The following is a 19,790-nucleotide window of genomic DNA, read 5'->3' as shown; positions in this document are numbered from 1 at the left end:
CCATTAATGAACGAGGACAGCAGCGTTAATAAAGGGTTAAGCGAGTAAAATTGACCAGTAAAGCAGCGATCGCACAGGTCATTGCAGGTAAACAGGCATGGTTGTCTGGAAAAGGAAAGTCAGATAAGGAACCAATAAAAAACGACTGGTTTCCTGACAGGAGAGAGTTTGTCAGAAATACCAGTCGAATTTACGTCTACTGCGTTAGCGCTGGATTACGCCAGAACCAGTGACGGCGCTTTGAATGCCAGCGGCAGTTCAGCATCGTTTTCGTAAGTCACATATTCCCAGGCTTCCTGTTTGGCCAGAACCGCCTGTAACAGCTTATTATTCAGAGCATGACCGGATTTGAACGCGGTAAATGCACCAATAATATTGTGACCACACATGAACAAGTCACCAATTGCATCAAGCATTTTATGGCGAACAAATTCATCTTCGAAGCGCAAACCGTCTTCGTTCAATACGCGATAATCGTCAACAACGATGGCACAATCGAAGCTACCGCCCAGGCACAAACCACGGGACTGAAGGTATTCGATATCGCGCATGAAACCGAAGGTACGCGCACGGCTAATCTGGCGCATAAATGCATCGGCAGAGAAGTTCATCGCATAACGCTGCGTGCTGGCATCGATCGCCGGGTGGTTGAAGTCGATGGTGAAGTCCAGAGAAAAACCATTGTACGGTTTGAACTCTGCCCACTTATCGCCGTCTTCAACGCGCACCGTCTCTTTGATTCGTACGAATTTCTTCGCACTACGCAACTCTTCGACGCCTGCATCCAGCAGAAGATAAACGAACGGTGCAGCACTGCCGTCCATAATCGGGATTTCTGGCGCATCAACTTCAACAATAATGTTGTCGATACCCAAACCAGCCAGAGCAGCGTTAAGGTGCTCAACCGTGGAAATCCGCACGTCATGCTCATTGACCAGACACGTACAGAGCATGGTATCACGCACAGATTTAGCATCAGCCGGGAAATCTACCGGAGGATTTAAGTCAGTGCGACGATAGATGACCCCGGTGTTGGCCGGCGCAGGGCGCAACGTCAGCGTGACTTTTTTGCCGGTATGCAAACCGACGCCAGTCGCCTGAACGATACGTTTAAGTGTCCTTTGTTTGATCATCGTATAATCTCGCCTAATTACCTATCCAACCGAAGTGTACTACACAATCGGTGGGCCAGTTTAGCACAAAGAGCGACGAAGCCCAACTTCCAGCGAATTCTTAGTCAGCCTGCTTACGCAAAAATGCAGGAATATCCAGATAATCCGGCTCTTTAGTGGTCTGCGGCGTATTGTCGTTTACCACTTTGGATGCAGATTTCTGCTCCTGCTGCATTGCCGGGATACCATGTTGCTGGTAGCGATCCATCACCGGTTGCTGCTGCTGTTTATTGGTTACCAGCGTGATTTCTGGACGCTTGTCCATGCCGATGCCGGTCGCAACGACAGTAACACGCAGTTCGTCATTCATATCCGGATCAAGCGAAGTACCAATAACCACGGTCGCATTATCCGATGCAAACGCACGGATAGTGTTGCCGACGGTTTCGAACTCATCCAGACGCAGGTCGAAGCCTGCCGTGATGTTGACCAGCACGCCACGGGCACCAGAGAGATCGATATCTTCCAGCAACGGAGAAGAGATTGCCATTTCGGCGGCTTCTTCTGCACGGTCTTCGCCTTTCGCAACGCCGGAACCCATCATGGCATAACCCATTTCAGACATCACGGTACGCACGTCCGCAAAGTCGACGTTCATCAGGCCCGGACGGGTAATCAGTTCAGCGATACCCTGGACTGCACCTTTCAGTACGTCGTTTGCTGCCCCAAACGCATCCAGCAACGAAATACCGCGACCCAGAACTTTCAGCAATTTGTCGTTCGGGATGGTGATCAGTGAGTCCACATGCTTGGACAGTTCAGCGATACCCTGTTCCGCAAACGCCATACGCTTCTTGCCTTCGAAATTGAAAGGCTTGGTGACGACAGCCACGGTCAGAATACCTAAATCTTTTGCAACTTCAGCTACGACTGGCGCTGCACCCGTGCCGGTGCCACCACCCATACCCGCAGCAATGAAGACCATGTCCGCACCATCCAGCGCAGCGCGCAGTGCTTCACGGTCTTCTTCCGCTGCATTACGGCCGACCTCTGGGTTAGCCCCAGCGCCCAGACCTTTGGTGATGCCACCGCCAATCTGGATGGTCTGACCCACCGCAGTCTTACGTAATGCCTGTGCATCGGTATTTACTGCGAAGAATTCAACACCCTCGATGCGCTCGCGCACCATGTGTTCAACGGCATTACCGCCGCCGCCACCGACGCCGATGACTTTAATCACCGCGTCGTTGGTCAGTTCCATAGGTTCAAACATAATTTCTCTCCGTTTTGTGCCTGTCGCCTGAGACCGTTAATGTGCCCCGGTCTCTGAAAAATTAAAATTCTTTACGTAGCCAGCTGTTGATTCGCTTGAACCATGAGCCGACGGATACGCGTTTTTCAACATCTGCTTCACCACTTAAATGTGTCTCTTTCCCGTAGTGCAGCAGGCCCACCGCCGTCGAGTAGTACGGTTCCTGGGCATAATCTGTTAAGCCAGTGATATTCAGCGGCGCACCAATACGCACCTGCGTATGGAAAACGCGTTGCGCACAGGCCGCCAGGCCTTCGATTTGCGCGGCGCCGCCGGTTAAAACAATACCTGCCGCAAGGTGGTGTTTCACCCCCTGCTGACGTAGCTGTTCCTGTAGCTGCAAAATCTCATCGTTGACCAGATTGAGCAGCTCGGTATAGCGCGGTTCAATCACGTCTGCCAGCGTTTGTCGCTGCAGACTGCGTGGCGGACGTCCGCCAACGCTTGGCACTTCAACGCTTTCGTCTTTGCCAACCAGCGACCCCAGCGCACAACCGTGGCGCACTTTGATTGCTTCGGCATCGCTCGGCGGCGTACCAAAAGCGTAAGCGATATCGCTGGTCACCACGTTCCCCGCGTAGGGAATAACTTTAGTATGGCGCAGCGCTCCACCGGTATAGACCGCCATATCCATTGTACCACCGCCGATGTCGACAACGCAGACGCCCAGTTCACGCTCATCTTCCGTTAACACGGAGTAGCTGGAGGCAAGTCCGGCGAAGATAAGTTGGTCAACTTTCAGCCCACATCGTTCCACGGCTTTAACAATGTTTTTCGCCATGTCATTGTGGCAGGTAATCAAATGTACTTTCGCTTGCATACGCACGCCGGATAGGCCAACCGGATTCTTGATACCTTCCTGGTAGTCAATAGCATATTCCTGAGGAATCACATGCAGAACACGATGTTCATCGCGCACGCGCACGGATTTAGCGGTATGCACGACGTTTTCTACGTCTTCCTGCGTCACTTCTTCTTCTGAGATCGGCACCATGCCAATTTCATTCTGACAGCTTATGTGTTTACCTGACAGTGCCAGATATACCGAGGAGATTTGGCAATCGGCCATTAGCTCGGCCTGATCGATGGCGCGCTGTACGCACTTCACCACCGATTCCAGGTCATTCACGCCGCCTTTATCCATACCGCGGGACGGGCAGCTTCCCACGCCAATGATATTGACCATACCGTCAGGCAGAACTTCCCCTACTAAAGCGGCCACCTTCGCGGTGCCAATCTCCAGTCCAACCACCAGTTTTCTGTCCGTCGCCTTGATCATTATTGCTCTGCCTGTGCCTGATTCTGTTGCTGATTAGGGTCCTGTGCCGGGGCCGGTTTCCAACCTACCGCCGCGCCAGAGTCATAGCGTAAATCCACGTAGCTTATCTCTTTGCCATCAACCTGGGCTTGCTGCTGTAACACAGGGTACAGTTCAACAAACCGTGCCAGGCGTTTTAGCGTATCGCCTCGCCCAAGATTGAGCTTGATATCGTTATTGAGGGTCAATTGCCACGAACGTCGTGCCGTCATTGCCGCTTCTTTTAACGTGAATTTATCCTTCGCCAGCACTTGCCCCATGTCACGGAAGCCTTGTAATACTTCGCTTTCACTCCCTTCCGGGCCATACAGCATAGGTAAAACCTGCTTGCTGGTTCGATCGGCAGGAACACTAAACGCATTACCGTCGGTATCCATTAAGTGCTGATCATTCCAACGTGCTATGGGCACAAATTCAACCAGATGAATCTTCAATTCATCAGGCCATTGTTTTCTCACACTTGCCTGCTTTATCCAGGGTAGCCGCTCAATCTGGCTCTGGATAATGTTGACATCTTGGGTCATAAAGGTGCCAGGGGCGCCTAAAGCCAGGATCGACTGCCGGATATCATCGTTACGGGTGTAATGGCGATCGCCCGTAACGACCAGTTTCGACAACGGCAAACGTTGTGCATCTTCCATCCAGCCCAGTACGACCCAACTGCTTACCAACACGGTACATAGCACCGTCAGCAGGAACAGGATGCCTGCAAGACGCGTTCCATTACTGCGACGCGAAGCCGGAGCCTCTTCAACATCGCGATTTCTCGTGTTCAGCGCAGCCTGAGACATATCACTCCGCCAGATTCAAAATTCGCACCACAAGCTGGGTAAAACTTAACCCCGCCTGGCGCGCTGCCATAGGAACCAGACTATGGCTGGTCATACCTGGCGATGTATTCGCTTCCAGCAAATAAAACTGCCCATCGCTGTCTTTCATTGCGTCTATGCGTCCCCAGCCGCGGCAACCAAGCGCCTGCCAGGCTTTTAGCACCAGAGATTGTAATTTGGCTTCATCTTCCGCATCCAGACCTGCCGGGCAGAAATATTTTGTTTCATCAGAGAGATACTTCGCCTCATAATCATAGAAGGTTCCGGCGGGCTGGATGCGAATTGACGGTAAAATTTCTTCACCGAGTATCGAAACCGTGAATTCCGGCCCACTGAGCCATTTTTCGATTAAAACTTCATCATCATGTTGAAACGCAAGCGCTAAAGCGGCTGGCAATGCACCAGTTTCCTCCACTTTTGACATACCCACGCTTGACCCTTCGCGGCTGGGCTTGACAATAACGGGTAACCCCAGCCCTTCAATGCGCTGAACAACGTCGTTCTTAAGTCCAATTTCAAATTCTTGCCGCGTAACGGCAACGCCCGCTGCAACGGGCAACCCTGCACCCTGCCAGAGCAGCTTGCTGCGCATCTTATCCATCGACAGGGCAGATGCCATTACGCCACTACCGGTATAGGGCAGCTTAATAAGTTCCAGTAACCCTTGCAGCGTGCCATCTTCACCGCCGCGGCCGTGAAGAGCAATAAAGACCTTATCGAAGCCCAGGGATTTCAGCGTCGTGACATCCACTTCGCGTGGATCGACCGGATGTGCATCGATACCGCCTTCGCGCAATCCCTGTAGTACCGCAGCTCCCGAATTCAGGGAGACCTCACGCTCAGCAGAAGAGCCGCCCAGCAGGACGGCGACTTTCTCAGCCATGATGCTCCTCCTCCTGCGGCATAAGCTTCACCTCAGCCAGATGACGTGCAATTTTGCCGATATTTCCAGCCCCCTGGATCAGGATGAGATCGTTACCGGTAAGCACGGGTGCGAGCATGGCGGCGGCCTGCGTCGGATCGGATACCAGAATGGGATCTACTTTGCCACGACCTCGAATAGTACGGCATAACGAGCGACTGTCAGCTCCTGGAATTGCCGCCTCGCCGGCGGAATAAACATCCAGCATTAACAGCGCGTCCACTTGGGTGAGCACATTGGCAAAATCATCATAAAGATCACGCGTACGGGTGTAGCGGTGTGGCTGGAAGATCATGACCAGGTTTTTATCCGGCCAACCCGCACGAGCTGCTTTAATTGTTGCGTCAACTTCAGTGGGGTGGTGACCGTAATCATCCACCAGCATGGCGGTACCCGTTTTGCCGTTAACGGAGGTCAGCGGAAACTCACCAAGGAAATCAAAGCGACGTCCGGTGCCCTGGAAATTCTCCAGCGCGCGCAGGATATCTTCATCATCGATACCTTCTTCTGTTGCCACCGCAACGGCGGCGGCTGCATTCAGGGCATTATGACGACCCGGCGCATTCAGCGTCACCTGCAGCTCAGGCTTATCCTGGCGAATCAGGGTGAAGTGGCCCTGTGCGCCTTTTTGCTGATAGTCCTGTACGCGCACGTCAGCATCTTCACTAAAACCATAGGTGGTAATCTGACGACCTACACGTGGCAGTAATTCGCGGATGACGGGGTCATCCACGCACATCACAGCACGGCCATAAAACGGCAGGTTGTGCAGGAAGTTGATAAAGGTGGTTTTCAGATTTTCGAAGTCGCCCTGGTAGGTATCCATATGGTCAGCTTCGATATTGGTGACAATGGCCACCATAGGTTGCAGATGGAGGAATGACGCATCACTTTCATCCGCTTCCGCAATCAGATAGCGGCTATGACCAAGGCGCGCGTGCACGCCTGCGGCTTTGACCAGTCCGCCATTGACGAAAGTAGGATCTAACCCACCTTCTGCATAAATACTGGAAACCATCGCCGTGGTTGTGGTTTTGCCGTGCGTACCGGCAATGGCAATGCCATGGCGAAAGCGCATCAGCTCAGCGAGCATTTCCGCACGACGGATAACCGGAATACGTGCTTCGTTAGCTGCCACAATTTCCGGGTTATCAGCGGAGATGGCGCTCGACACCACCACAACGCTTGCATCGCTAACGTTTTCAGGGCGGTGATTAAAATAGATTGTGGCCCCCAGCGCAGCCAGTTGCTGCGTAACCGGGTTTGGAGCCAGATCGGAACCGCTGATCTGATACCCTTCATTGGCTAAAACTTCGGCAATACCGCCCATGCCAGCACCACCGATGCCAACAAAGTGAATGTGCCGGACGCGACGCATCTCGGGCACGATTGAACGCAGTTTTGCCAGTTGTTGTGTATTCATTCTTTATGCCATCTACCACTTCAAATTCGCGCGACGCAAAAGGCATCGCCAGTATTAAGCCTGGGCTGCCAGGCTCACTTCGTTTGCCACACGCTCGGTGGCGTCCGGGATAGCAGCGGCACGTGCACGCTCCGCCATCGCCAGTAATTCAGTACGGTTCCAGCTCGTTAACGTCTGGACAACAGCATCCACCGTGAACTGTGGTTGCTCCAGAATCTTCGCCGCACCCGCTTTTTCCAGCGGCAGCGCATTCCAGTATTGCTGCCTGTCTTTATGCTGAAAAGGCACAAACAGCGCCGGTAAACCTGCCGCCGCGATTTCGCTGACCGTCAGCGCACCCGAACGACATACCACGACATCGGCCCAGGCATAGGCCTGTGCCATATCATCAATAAACTCTGTAACCTTATGCCGGGTCTGGCCCGCTTCGGCATACGCCTGTTCAACGGCGTGCTGCGCACCTTTACCACTCTGATGCCAGATAGTGACCGTATCACCAAGCCTTGCCGCTGCCTGCGGCATCGTCTGGTTCAGCACCCTCGCACCCTGCGAACCGCCAACAACCAGCACACGTACCGGCCCTTCACGACCGGGCAGGCGATCCTGTGGCAAGGGCAGCGCCAGCACATCGACACGTACCGGGTTACCCACTACGTCCGCTTTCGCAAATGCCCCGGGAAAAGCTTGCATCACTTTGGTAGCAATTTTCGCCAGCCACTTATTGGTCAGCCCGGCAATTCCGTTTTGTTCATGGAGGACGACCGGAATACCCAACGACCAGGCCGCCAGCCCACCGGGACCTGAAACATAACCCCCCATGCCCAGCACCACATCCGGCCTGTAGCGCTTCATAATGGCGCGCGCCTGACGCCAGGCATTGAAAATACGCAAAGGGGCAAGCAGTAAGGCCTTCAGGCCCTTACCACGCAAACCTGAGATACGAATAAAGTCGATCTCGATACCATGTTTTGGCACCAGATCGGCTTCCATGCGATCGGCGGTTCCCAGCCAGCGTACCTGCCAGCCTTGATCCATTAAATGGTGAGCAACTGCCAGTCCCGGGAAGACATGCCCGCCGGTACCGCCCGCCATCACCATTAACCGCTTCGCCTGACCGCTCATCGTGAACCTCGTGTAAACGCCTGGGCTTTTTCCAGACGCGTTTCATAATCAATACGTAACAACAGCATGATGGCCGTCGACATAATCAACAAACTGGAGCCACCGTAACTAATCAGCGGTAGCGTCAGACCTTTGGTCGGCAACATGCCAGCGGCGGCACCCACGTTGACCAACGCCTGGAAGCTAAACCAGATGCCGATAGAGCATGCCAGGAAGCCAGAAAATCGTTGATCGATCTCCAGCGCTTTACGTCCAATGGACATGGCGCGGAAAGCGACGAAGAATACCATTAAAAGGGCAAGTACCACACCGATATAACCCAGTTCTTCCCCGATAATGGCGAAGATGAAGTCGGTATGCGCTTCGGGTAAATACTCAAGTTTCTGTACTGAGTTCCCCAGCCCCTGTCCCCACAGCTCACCGCGTCCGAAAGCCATTAGCGATTGCGTTAACTGGTAGCCGCTACCAAAAGGATCATCCCACGGATTCCAGAACGACGTTACGCGGCGAATACGATAAGGTTCAGCGAGGATCAGCAGCACTACCGCGGCAATACCGGAACCGATGATGGCGATGAATTGCCACAGCTTGGCCCCCGCAAGGAACAGCATCGCCAGTGTGGTAATAAAGAGCACGACCACCGTACCGAGGTCAGGCTGGGCCAGCAGCAATACCGCCAGCACCATAATGACGCCCATCGGTTTCAGGAAGCCGCGCAGGTTATTACGTACCTCATCAACTTTGCGAACCAGGTAGTTCGCCAGATAACAAAATAGCGACAGCTTGGTGAATTCTGCGGGCTGGAAACGCATGACACCCAAATCAATCCAGCGCGACGCCCCGTTGATGGAGCTTCCCACCAGTAAAACCACCAGCAACATGACAATAGCGGCAATCAACATGGCGGAGCTCCAGCGTTGCCAGAACTCCATCGGCAGGCGCAGCGTCACCATCGCAAAACAGAAGGCCAGGAACAGATACAACGCATGACGCTTGGCAAAGAAAAACGGATCGTCAGTCAGGCGCTGCCCGACAGGCATTGACGCGGAGGTCACCATGATGAAACCGACGGCAGCAAGGCCCAACGTCAGCCACAGCATCGTCCGGTCATACATGATAAGACTGTCATCGTCTTTCACGCGTGAGCCCATCACCCAGCCTTTTAATGCCCCAAATACCCAGGCCAGGATCCCAAATCCTGGCAGGCGTGGCACTCTCAGGCGCGGGAGCGTTAAGCGCATTAACCTAACTCCTCTGCGAGGCGCGTGAAGACATCACCACGCTGTTCAAAGTTTTTAAACTGATCAAGGCTTGCACAGGCCGGGGAGAGCAGAACCATATCACCTGGCTGAACGCGGCTGGCAATAAGGCGCATTGCCTGCTCCATGTCGGTTGTTTGCACAGCGATGTCCGGGCGCAGGGCCGCGAGTTCAGCCCCGTCACGTCCAAAGCAGTACAGGCGCACATTGTCGCCCCCGATATAGCGTTTCAGCGGAGTAAAATCGGCTGATTTTCCATCGCCCCCCAGCAGTAAATGCAGTGTGCCCTCCACATGGAGGCCATTCAGTGCCGCTTCAGTACTGCCCACGTTGGTCGCTTTGGAATCATTGATCCAGCGAACCCCTTTACGCTCAAGCGCGAGCTGGAAGCGGTGTGCCAGTCCACTGAATGTTGTCAGCGCCTTGAGGCTGCTGGCACGTGGCAATCCGACGGCATCCGCCAGCGCGAGCGCCGCCAGCGCATTGGTATAGTTGTGCTGGCCGCTGAGCTTCATCTCTTTAACGTTAAGCACTTTTTCACCCTTCACGCGCAGCCAGGTTTCCCCCTGCTGGCGGTTAAGGTGGTAGTCGCCCACATCCACACCAAAGCTGACACAACGCTCATCAGCACCGCGGACCGGCATGGTTAACCCATCGTCCGCATTGACCACGCAGACACTGGCCTTCTCATAAACTCGCAATTTCGCCGCACGGTATTGCTGAAGGCCAAACGGATAACGGTCCATATGATCTTCAGTGACGTTGAGGATAGTCGCCGCGGCCGCCTGCAGGCTGGAGGTGGTTTCAAGCTGGAAGCTGGAGAGCTCAAGGACGTACAGCTCGCGAGCAGCATCCAGCAGCATAAGCGCAGGCAGGCCAATATTGCCGCCGACGCCCACGTTTACCCCCGCTGAAGTCGCCATTTCGCCGACAAGCGTAGTGACCGTGCTTTTGCCGTTCGATCCGGTGATCGCCACAATGGGCGCCTGCGCTTCACGGCAAAACAACTCGATATCCCCCACAATCTCAACGCCTGCTTCAGACGCCGCGTTGAGTGAAGGATGGGCCAGCGCAATACCAGGACTTGCCACAATCAGATCGGCGCTGAGCAGCCAGTCATCATTCAGACCACCAAGGTGTCGCTCCACTTCTTCCGGCAGCTTATCCAGCCCCGGCGGCGAGGTACGGGTGTCCATCACTTTTGGCGTAACGCCGCGGGCAAGGAAAAAATCCACGCACGAGAGCCCGGTCAGACCAAGACCAATAATGACGACTTTTTTACCCTGGTAATCTGCCATGATTAACGTACCTTCAGCGTTGCCAGCCCAATCAGGACCAGCATCAGCGAAATAATCCAGAAGCGCACAATGACGCGCGGCTCTGGCCAGCCTTTCAGTTCATAGTGGTGATGAATAGGTGCCATACGGAAAATACGCTGGCCGCGCAGTTTGAATGAGCCCACCTGCAAAATGACCGACAGCGTTTCAACAACAAATACGCCCCCCATGATCACCAGCAGAAATTCCTGGCGCAGCAGCACCGCAATGATGCCAAGCGCGCCACCCAGTGCCAGTGAGCCGACATCGCCCATAAAGACCTGCGCCGGGTAGGTGTTAAACCACAGGAACCCAAGCCCTGCACCTACAATCGCCGTGCAGACAATCACCAGCTCGCCCGCGTGACGCAGGTAAGGGATATGCAGATAGCTGGCAAAGTTCATGTTACCCGTCGCCCATGCCACCAGCGCAAAACCGCCCGCTACAAAGACGGTCGGCATAATAGCCAGGCCATCAAGACCATCCGTCAGGTTCACGGCATTACCCGTACCCACGATGACGAAGTAAGCAAGCAGAATGTAGAAAATGCCCAACTGAGGCATCACATCTTTGAAGAACGGCACCACAAGCTGGGTCGCTGGCGTGTCGTTACCGGCAAGATACAGTGCAAAGGCTACGCCAAGTGCAATCACCGACATCCAGAAATACTTCCAGCGCGCAATGAGGCCTTTAGTATCTTTGCGCACCACTTTGCGGTAGTCATCGACAAAACCGATAATGCCGTACCCGACCAGCACGACCAGCACGCACCAGACATAAGGATTGGAGGGATAAGCCCACAGCAGTACGGAAACGACGATGGCGGTCAGGATCATGATCCCGCCCATGGTCGGGGTGCCGCGTTTACTGAAGTGGGACTCTGGACCATCATTACGAACTACCTGACCAAAAGCGAGTTTTTGCAGGCGGGCAATCATACGCGGCCCCATCCACAATGAGATGAAGAGCGCAGTCAGCAGGCTGACAATGGCGCGAAACGTCAGGTACGAAAAGACGTTAAAGCCGGAATAATATTTGACCAAATGTTCGGCCAGCCAAACTAACATGCCCTATTCTCCTGTAATGCGCGTGCAACCTCTTCCATGGCGGCACTACGTGATCCTTTGATCAAAATGGTAATAATCTGCTTATCAGCAATTAACGTCTTTAACCGCGCTATCGCGGATGGCTTATCGTTAAAATGTTCGCCCACGCCGCTGGCATCACTAATGGCTCTGCTCAGCGAGCCAACGCTGATGACAAGATCGATGCCCACGGCTTTTGCCGTCTCACCGACCTGTTGATGACACGCTTCACTTTCATCACCCAGCTCTGCCATATCGCCAACCACCATCACCCGATACCCCGGCATTTCAGACAACACCTGCGCTGCCGCCGTCATTGAGCCAACATTGGCATTGTAGGTATCATCGAGGAGTAACTGGTTTTCGCCGAGCTGCACCGGGAACAGACGCCCGGCAACTGCCTGCAGATTGGCGAGGCCGGTTTTCACCGCCTCATGTGTCGCCCCTACGGCCATCGCAAGCGCAGTGGCTGCCAGCGCATTGGCAATGTTGTGACGCCCGGGCAATGGCAGGACAACATCAATACCGCCTGTCGGCGTCTGCAGCGTAAATTCCGTACCGTGTGAAGTGACGTGAATATTGGTGGCAGTGAAGTCGCTGTTGGCCGCGTTGGGGGAAAAGCGCCAGACTTTGCGTGAGCCAATGATTTCTTGCCAGTTCAACCAGTCATTGTTATCCGCATTCATGATCGCAATGCCGTTGGCAGGCAAACCGGTATAAATTTCACCTTTCGCTTTCGCCACGCCCGCAAGGGAGCCAAACCCTTCAAGGTGCGCCGCTGCCAGATTATTCACCAGCGCGGCTTCAGGGCGCGTGAGTCCCACCGTCCAGGCTATTTCACCCTGGTGGTTAGCGCCAAGCTCAATGACCGCGTACTGATGTTCGTTTGTCAGCCGCAGCAAGGTCATGGGTACACCAATGTCGTTATTCAGGTTTCCGGCGGTATAGAGCGTGTTTCCACACTGGCTGAGGATAGCCGCGGTCATCTCTTTTACTGACGTTTTACCCGAGGAGCCGGTCAGCGCCACTACGCGGGCCGGGACCTGCTGGCGCACCCATGCGGCCAGTTCACCGAAAGCGACGCGCGTATCCTTAACCACTAACTGCGGCAGGTCGATAGCCAGTTTACGGCTGACCAGCAGTGCGCCCGCACCACTTTCTTTCGCCTTATCGGCAAAATCATGGGCATCAAAACGTTCACCTTTGAGCGCAACAAACAGGCAGCCAGGCGTCACTTTGCGCGTATCCGAGGTGACTGCATCGAGCGTCACATCCGCACCGTGCAGTTCAGCATTGAGAACCGCAACCAGTTGACTCAGTTTGACGCAAATCATGCCACCACCCCCAGTAAGCGTGCCGCGGTCACGCGGTCGGAGTAATCCAGGCGATGTGCGCCAACTATCTGATAATCTTCGTGCCCTTTTCCAGCCAGTAAAACCACATCATTTTCTTTCGCCTGCATAATGGCGTTGGTCACAGCTTCCGCACGACCTTCCACCACACGGGCACGCCCGGCGTCAACCATACCTGCCAGTATGTCGTTGATAATGGCGCGAGGCTCTTCAGTACGTGGGTTGTCATCAGTTACTACCGGGATATCGGCAAATTCTTCAGCAATGGCGCCCATCAGCGGGCGTTTGCCTTTATCGCGATCGCCGCCACAACCAAATACGCACCATAGCTTGCCGGTGCAGTGCAGCCGTGCCGCCTGTAAGGCTTTTTCCAGGGCATCCGGTGTATGAGCATAATCCACTACCACGGTCGGTTTACCCGGTGCGCTAAAGACTTCCATTCGCCCGCATACCGGCTGAAGACGCGCAGCAGTTTTCAATAAATCATCGAGCGGGTAGCCCAGCGCCAGCAGCGTTGCCAGCGCCAGCAGCAAATTGCTTACATTGAATGCCCCCATCAGACGGCTTTCAATTTCACCCTCCCCCCAGCTTGAGGTGAAACGAAGGGTGGCGCCGCTGTCGTGATATTCAACGGCGACAGCTTTTAACCAGCGGCCATGACAGTTCGGATTAATATGGTCTTCCATTGAGACCGCGACAGCATCAGGCAAATTGGCGAGCCATCGGCGTCCTACTTCATCATCGGCATTCACAATGGCCTGACCATAGTGATGCGCCGAGAAGAGCAGCCATTTTGCCGCTTCGTAGTGGGTCATATCGCCGTGGTAATCAAGGTGATCGCGGCTTAAATTTGTGAAAACGGAAGCGGCAAAGGTCAGCGCCGCTACCCGGTGTTGAATGAGGCCATGTGACGAGACTTCCATGCCGGCAAAGGTTGCACCTTGCTGCACCAGACTGGCAATCTCATGCTGCACATCCACGGCAGAGCCGGTCGTATTGTCGGAGGGGATGACTTTCCCCAGCAGACCGTTGCCCACCGTTCCCATCACCGCACTGGTTTCGCCCAGCAGCTGACTCCACTGCGCAAGCAGTTGTGTGGTCGTGGTTTTCCCGTTAGTGCCGGTCACACCAACTACGCGCAGGCGTGAAGAGGGTTCGCCGTAGAAGCGGCCCGCAAGCGCAGAAAGGCGTTCGCTAAGCTGGCTAAGATAGATGACCGGCACGCCGTGCATTTCACGAATTTCACCATCGCTGGCTTCATCCTTCGCTTCAGCAATAATGGCAGCTACACCTTGCGCAATCGCCTGCGGGATATATCGACGCCCGTCCGCCTGATGACCTACGACTGCCATAAAAAGATCACCCGATGCCGCAATACGGCTATCGAGTGTCATTTCCCGCAGTGTTCGCTCCGGCGCATTTGGCACCCACGGAGCGAGAAGGTCGCGCAAATTACGATCTGCCACCTGATCCCTCACCTTGATTAATTACAAATTCATTTTTCTCGCCCGTCGCCAGCGCATCCGGTTCGATGTTCATGGTGCGCAGCACGCCACCCATGATGGCACCGAACACCGGCGCAGAGACGGCGCCGCCGTAGTATTTACCCGCTTGCGGATCGTTAATAACGACAACCAGCGCGAAGCGCGGATTACTCGCGGGCGCAACGCCTGCGGTATAAGCAATGTATTTGTTGATATAGCGACCATCCGGGCCGACTTTTTTCGCCGTCCCTGTTTTGATCGCAATGCGATAGCCTTTAATCGCTGCTTTCACACCACCGCCACCCGGCAGCGCGACGCTTTCCATCATGTGTACGACATTGCGCACAATAGATTCAGTGAAGATACGTTCACCCGGAACAGGCGGGTCAACTTTAGTAATCGACAGCGGACGATAAATGCCATAGCTGCCAATCGTTGCGTAGACTCGCGCTAACTGTAACGGCGTTACCATTAGCCCGTAGCCGAAAGAGAAGGTGGCCCTCTCTATGTCAGACCACCGTTGTTTTTGAGGATATAAGCCACTGCGTTCTCCGACCAACCCCAAATTGGTCGCCTTTCCCAGCCCAAAGCGAGAGTAAGTATCTACTAACGCTGAGGACGGCATCGCTAACGCCAGTTTAGAAACACCGACGTTACTCGACTTCTGTAGTACCCCTGTCAGGGTCAATTCACTGTAACGGGCCACATCTTTGATTTCATGGCCATTAATTCGATAAGGGACGGTATTCAGAACAGTATTGGGCGTCACCACGCCACGCTGCAGGGCCGTCATGACAACCATCGGTTTCACCGTTGAGCCCGGTTCAAACACGTCGGTAATTGCCCGGTTACGCATCGCATCTTTTGCCGTGCCGGTGAAATTATTCGGGTTATAGGACGGGCTGTTGGCCATCGCCAGCACTTCGCCAGTGTTCACATCAACCAGTACGGCGCTACCGGACTCCGCTTTGTTAAAGGCCACTGCGTTATTCAGCTCACGGTAGACTAACGCCTGCAGACGCTCATCAATGCTAAGGGCAAGGTTATGCGCCGCCTGGCTGTCAGTAGAGGAGATATCCTCAATTACGCGACCATAGCGGTCTTTACGAACCACGCGCTCGCCCGGTTGCCCGGTAAGCCATTTATCAAAGCTCTTTTCAACCCCTTCAATGCCCTGACTATCGACGTTGGTAAAACCAATGAGGTGAGCAGTCACTTCACCTGAGGGGTAGTAACGACGCGATTCTTCGCGCAAGTGAATACCGGGCAACTTAAGCTTTTTGATGTAGTCGCCTAAATCGGGGTTAACCTGACGCGCAAGGTAGATGAACCGCCCTTTGGGATTGGCATTGATTCGTGCAGCCAGCTGATCAAGCGGCATGTTGAGTGCATCAGACAGCGCTTTCCAGCGGTTATCCAGCGTGACGCCGCCTGCATCTTTGAGCTCTTTCGGGTCGGCCCAGATTGCCTTAACCGGAACACTCACCGCCAACGGACGACCGGAACGGTCGGTAATCATGCCACGCGAAGTGGAGACCTCCTGCACGCGCAGGGAGCGCATATCACCTTCGCGTACCAGCATATCCGGCGCAATGATTTGTAAAAAGGCAACACGGCCTAGCAGGAAGCACAGCGCCAGTAAAATACAGCCGCACAGCAAGGCAAAACGCCAGCTAACAAAGCTGGCCTGTTCTTCCTGGCGTTTCGGTTTTGGCGTTTTGACCGCAGCGGCTTTCATGCGACGCGTGATTCCTTATTTTTGAACAACGATATTCTCCTGAGAGGGATCAACATGCTGCATTTGCAGCTTTTCCGTTGCGATCCGTTCTACCCGGCTATGATCGCCTAAGGCATTTTCTTCAAGGATCAGGTTACGCCATTCGATATCCAGCGCATCACGCTCAAGCACGAGCTGTTCGCGTTGCGCCGTTAATAAACGGGTGTGATGGGCAGTGGTGACGACGGTAACGGCCGTCATGATGATGCAAATGAACAGGCAGAGTGGCAGCTTCCCAAAACGCAGAAGATCGTCACCGATCACGCCAGGCAAGGCGTGGCGTTCGTTGCTTGCTAACGATCCTTTAACCTTGCTCAGGGTCTCCGACACTCTCCCGATCATGCGTTCGTCCTCTCTGCAATACGCAGAACTGAACTACGGGCACGTGGGTTCTCTGCCACTTCTTCCTCACCCGGCATCAACTTGCCCAGGGCTCTCAGTTGACGGCCACCGAGCTTACTAAGCTGTGCTTCTGTCATCGGTAATCCCGCCGGAACCTGAGGACCACGACTCTGCTCGCGCATAAAACGCTTCACAATACGGTCTTCCAGAGAGTGGAAACTAATGACAGAAAGTCGCCCTTCCGGGGCCAGCACCTCAATCGAGCTTTTTAGCGCTTGCTCTATCTCCTCCAGCTCGCTGTTGACCCAGATGCGCACCGCCTGGAAGGTACGGGTCGCGGGATGTTTGAACTTATCTTTCACCGGCATCGCGGCAGCAACCACGGTTGCCAGCTCTTTCGTTCTGGTCATCGGCTCAAGGCGATTACGCTCAACAATGGCGCGCGCTATACGCTTACCAAAACGTTCTTCTCCGAAAGTTTTGATAACCCAGGCAATATCGGCTTCATCAGCGGTTTGTAGCCATTCAGCTGCCGATTGGCCACGGGTTGGATCCATGCGCATATCCAGCGGACCGTCGCGCATAAAGGAGAAGCCGCGCTCGGCGTCATCAAGCTGCGGTGAGGAGACACCAAGATCGAGCAGAATGCCGTCAATCTTTCCGGTGAGTCCACGCTCATTGACATAATCAGCAAGCGCGGAAAAAGGACCATGCACAATGGAAAAGCGGGGATCGGTAATGGTCTTCGCGACAGCAATCGCTTGTGGATCGCGATCAATAGCCAGCAGGCGCCCTTCCGGCCCAAGTTGGGAGAGGATCAGGCGCGAGTGTCCACCGCGACCAAAAGTGCCATCAATATAGATGCCATCAGGACGAATATTCAGGCCGTTAACGGCCTCGTCAAGCAGCACCGTTGTGTGTTTAAAATTTTCCATCATCATTACAGAGACAAATCCTGCAACCGATCTGACAGCATGTCAGTACCCGATTGCTCAGCGTCGATATCTTCCCTGACCTGTTGATACCAGGTCGTTTCATCCCACAGCTCAAACTTGTTGAACTGCCCAACCAGCATCACTTCTTTCGTCAGCCCGGCATGTTGCCGTAAAACGGGGGCTATCAATAAGCGCCCTGCATTATCCATTTGGCATTCGCTGGCATGCCCCAACAACAGGCGTTGTACGCGACGTTCCAGCGGGTTCATGCTTGATAGACGCGACAATTTTTGCTCAATAATTTCCCATTCAGGCAAGGGGTAAAGCAGCAGGCAGGAGTGACGGATATCAATGGTGCATACCATCTGACCGGAAGCATTCTCAAGCAGCGAATCACGATAACGCGTCGGCACGGCTAACCGGCCTTTGCTATCAAGATTAACTAACGTTGCTCCACGGAACATACACGCTCCACCCCTGAATGACCTTTTTCACCACTTTAACCCACAAATCCCCACCGAAGGAGTTTACGGAGCGGAGGAAAACCTTGTCAAGCCAGGGCAAAGCCTAACCAGAGCAAAAGATCTCTTATTCGCGGTTTCATTTCAGATTGGCGAAATACCACTCACCTGATGAGGGAAATTAACGTCATGAATATTTGTAAGAAAAAAAGCAAATATTGATCAGGACGTTAAAGCGTACTCATTAGACGCATATGAAATATAAAATGTCAGTTTGCGACGCGGGCGGCATTTTAAGGCATAACGTGCCCGGATAACAGTACCTGTCTAAGGAATCACAAGAGATTGCTGATGTCAGGCAGGGCAACGATTCTTTAAGTTCGAAAAAGGCACGCCTCGCCCGCTTACGAATGAAGATGTAACAAAACAATACGAGCATAATGTTTAGTTACGTCTTATTTATCCTGCAGATGTAATTAAAAGGGCAGTCGGGAATTAATTAAACCGCTACTTTAAAAAAGTAAGGATTTATCCTAATTAAGAAAATACTTAATGCCGGTATGAGCCCTGTCGCAATAAGGCAGCCCGCGCTGCCTTTAATGGATTTTTACACCCGGCTCAACACGCCACGGCGGTAGAGGTTACGCCGTATACGGCTTAGCCCTGCTTTAGGTTTCCGGGGTTCATCAAGGCTTGCCAGCACGATTTCCAGTACGCGCTCTGCGACATCCCGATGGCGCTGCGCTACCGCAAGCACCGGGCACTGCAGGAAATCCAGTAACTCATGATCCCCGAAGGTGGCAATCGCGAGATCGGAAGGCAATTTGCCATCCCGACGCAGCGTGACATCCAGCACCCCCTGCAGTAATGCAAATGAGGTGACGAATAATGCTTGCGGCATCTTATGGGTTTCCAGCCATTTTTCAAACAGCTGAGCCGCTGCCTCGCGCTCATAACTGTTGGCATAAAGGTACTGCACCTCGCGTGGATCGTCCTGCCATGCGGTCCTGAAACCCTGCTCGCGCAAAAAACTCACGGACAGTTCAGGTAGTGCGCCCAGATAAAGCACGTTTTCAGCGGGGAAGGTACGCAGTTCAGCCGCCAGCATCTCTGAATCATCCTGATCGGCCCCGACCACGCTGGTGAAGTGTTCCCGATCCAGCGCCCTGTCCAACGCGACGATAGGAAAGGCATCGTTTGCCCAGCGCTGATAAAAAGGATGCTCCGGCGGCAGGGAGGTCGAAACGATAATTGCATCTACCTGACGCTGCAAAAGATGCTCAATGCAGCGCATTTCGTTATCAGGCTGATCTTCCGAACAGGCAATCAGCAGCTGGTAACCGCGCTGACGGGCCTGGCGCTCAAGATAATTTGCAATCCGTGTATAACTGGTGTTTTCCAGATCCGGAATAACCAGACCAATAGAGCGCGTGCGACCCGCCCGCAATCCAGCCGCCACCGCGTTCGGGTGGTAATTATGCTCACGCACAACCGCCATAACCTTCTCGACGGTTTTGTCGCTTACACGATATTGCTTTGCCTTTCCATTAATGACATAGCTTGCCGTGGTACGTGAGACGCCGGCTAGCCGGGCGATTTCATCCAGTTTCACAATTGCCCCTCGAAAAATAAAAGAACTCCATAACCTTTTTAGGGATATAGGTTAAATTCCATAACATCTAAGCGCAGAATAGTCACTGCGGCAACCGCTTTTATGTTCGCTTCAGGTGGATTTCGCAA

Annotated in this window: 17 protein-coding genes; all 17 read right to left on the bottom strand. The window is 53.8% G+C overall.

Annotation, left to right across the window (positions count from 1 at the left end; genetic code table 11):
* Positions 1 to 215 precede the first annotated feature (215 nt).
* Positions 216 to 1,133, bottom strand: a complete 918-nt coding sequence (gene lpxC / locus KXR87_RS05170; RefSeq protein WP_437431186.1) for a UDP-3-O-acyl-N-acetylglucosamine deacetylase — start codon at positions 1,131 to 1,133, stop codon at positions 216 to 218.
* Positions 1,134 to 1,233: 100 nt separating this feature from the next.
* Complete coding sequence (ftsZ, locus tag KXR87_RS05165) at positions 1,234 to 2,385, bottom strand: cell division protein FtsZ (protein WP_437431185.1); 1,152 nt, start codon at positions 2,383 to 2,385, stop codon at positions 1,234 to 1,236.
* A 61-nt stretch (positions 2,386 to 2,446) separates the two neighbouring features.
* Entirely contained in the window at positions 2,447 to 3,703 is a 1,257-nt protein-coding gene (gene ftsA / locus KXR87_RS05160; RefSeq protein ID WP_437431184.1) for a cell division protein FtsA, read from the bottom strand.
* The gene (gene ftsQ / locus KXR87_RS05155) at positions 3,703 to 4,533 is read right to left on the bottom strand and encodes a cell division protein FtsQ (RefSeq protein WP_437431183.1); all 831 of its coding nucleotides are present in this window, start codon (positions 4,531 to 4,533) and stop codon (positions 3,703 to 3,705) included. The genes ftsA and ftsQ overlap by 1 nt, the downstream gene beginning before the upstream one ends.
* Before the next feature lies 1 nt (position 4,534).
* Positions 4,535 to 5,455: a D-alanine--D-alanine ligase gene (locus KXR87_RS05150; protein ID WP_437431182.1), complete on the bottom strand. Its 921-nt coding sequence runs from the start codon at positions 5,453 to 5,455 to the stop codon at positions 4,535 to 4,537.
* Positions 5,448 to 6,917 (bottom strand): UDP-N-acetylmuramate--L-alanine ligase, encoded by a 1,470-nt coding sequence (gene murC / locus KXR87_RS05145; RefSeq protein ID WP_437431181.1) that lies wholly within the window; start codon positions 6,915 to 6,917, stop codon positions 5,448 to 5,450. The genes KXR87_RS05150 and murC overlap by 8 nt, the downstream gene beginning before the upstream one ends.
* A gap of 54 nt (positions 6,918 to 6,971) precedes the next feature.
* Positions 6,972 to 8,039: an undecaprenyldiphospho-muramoylpentapeptide beta-N-acetylglucosaminyltransferase gene (gene murG, locus KXR87_RS05140; RefSeq protein ID WP_437431180.1), complete on the bottom strand. Its 1,068-nt coding sequence runs from the start codon at positions 8,037 to 8,039 to the stop codon at positions 6,972 to 6,974.
* A complete protein-coding gene (gene ftsW / locus KXR87_RS05135) occupies positions 8,036 to 9,280 on the bottom strand; it encodes a cell division protein FtsW (protein ID WP_437431179.1) in 1,245 nt (414 codons plus the stop codon). Before ftsW ends, murG begins: the two co-directional genes overlap by 4 nt.
* The gene (gene murD, locus KXR87_RS05130) at positions 9,280 to 10,596 is read right to left on the bottom strand and encodes a UDP-N-acetylmuramoyl-L-alanine--D-glutamate ligase (RefSeq protein ID WP_437431178.1); all 1,317 of its coding nucleotides are present in this window, start codon (positions 10,594 to 10,596) and stop codon (positions 9,280 to 9,282) included. Before murD ends, ftsW begins: the two co-directional genes overlap by 1 nt.
* A 2-nt stretch (positions 10,597 to 10,598) precedes the next feature.
* Positions 10,599 to 11,681 (bottom strand): phospho-N-acetylmuramoyl-pentapeptide-transferase, encoded by a 1,083-nt coding sequence (gene mraY / locus KXR87_RS05125; protein ID WP_437431177.1) that lies wholly within the window; start codon positions 11,679 to 11,681, stop codon positions 10,599 to 10,601.
* Positions 11,675 to 13,033, bottom strand: a complete 1,359-nt coding sequence (murF, locus tag KXR87_RS05120) for a UDP-N-acetylmuramoyl-tripeptide--D-alanyl-D-alanine ligase (protein WP_437431176.1) — start codon at positions 13,031 to 13,033, stop codon at positions 11,675 to 11,677. Before murF ends, mraY begins: the two co-directional genes overlap by 7 nt.
* The gene (gene murE, locus KXR87_RS05115; protein WP_437431175.1) at positions 13,030 to 14,517 is read right to left on the bottom strand and encodes a UDP-N-acetylmuramoyl-L-alanyl-D-glutamate--2,6-diaminopimelate ligase; all 1,488 of its coding nucleotides are present in this window, start codon (positions 14,515 to 14,517) and stop codon (positions 13,030 to 13,032) included. Before murE ends, murF begins: the two co-directional genes overlap by 4 nt.
* Positions 14,504 to 16,273, bottom strand: coding sequence for a peptidoglycan glycosyltransferase FtsI (locus KXR87_RS05110; protein ID WP_437431174.1), 1,770 nt, complete (start codon positions 16,271 to 16,273; stop codon positions 14,504 to 14,506). Before KXR87_RS05110 ends, murE begins: the two co-directional genes overlap by 14 nt.
* Before the next feature lie 15 nt (positions 16,274 to 16,288).
* Positions 16,289 to 16,654 carry a cell division protein FtsL gene (gene ftsL, locus KXR87_RS05105; RefSeq protein WP_437431173.1) on the bottom strand — a complete coding sequence of 122 codons (366 nt, stop codon included), beginning with the start codon at positions 16,652 to 16,654 and terminating at the stop codon, positions 16,289 to 16,291.
* On the bottom strand, positions 16,651 to 17,592 hold the full coding sequence (gene rsmH / locus KXR87_RS05100; RefSeq protein ID WP_437431213.1) for a 16S rRNA (cytosine(1402)-N(4))-methyltransferase RsmH: 942 nt from the start codon (positions 17,590 to 17,592) through the stop codon (positions 16,651 to 16,653). The genes ftsL and rsmH overlap by 4 nt, the downstream gene beginning before the upstream one ends.
* A gap of 2 nt (positions 17,593 to 17,594) precedes the next feature.
* Positions 17,595 to 18,053, bottom strand: coding sequence for a division/cell wall cluster transcriptional repressor MraZ (gene mraZ / locus KXR87_RS05095; RefSeq protein WP_437431172.1), 459 nt, complete (start codon positions 18,051 to 18,053; stop codon positions 17,595 to 17,597).
* Positions 18,054 to 18,657: 604 nt separating this feature from the next.
* Positions 18,658 to 19,662, bottom strand: a complete 1,005-nt coding sequence (gene cra, locus KXR87_RS05090; protein WP_437431171.1) for a catabolite repressor/activator — start codon at positions 19,660 to 19,662, stop codon at positions 18,658 to 18,660.
* Positions 19,663 to 19,790: the final 128 nt, after the last annotated feature.

Origin of the sequence: Yokenella regensburgei, from assembly GCF_051486985.1 — a bacterium.
Lineage (GTDB): Bacteria > Pseudomonadota > Gammaproteobacteria > Enterobacterales > Enterobacteriaceae > CBFFRJ01.
This window is presented reverse-complemented; position numbering and strand designations above follow the sequence as displayed.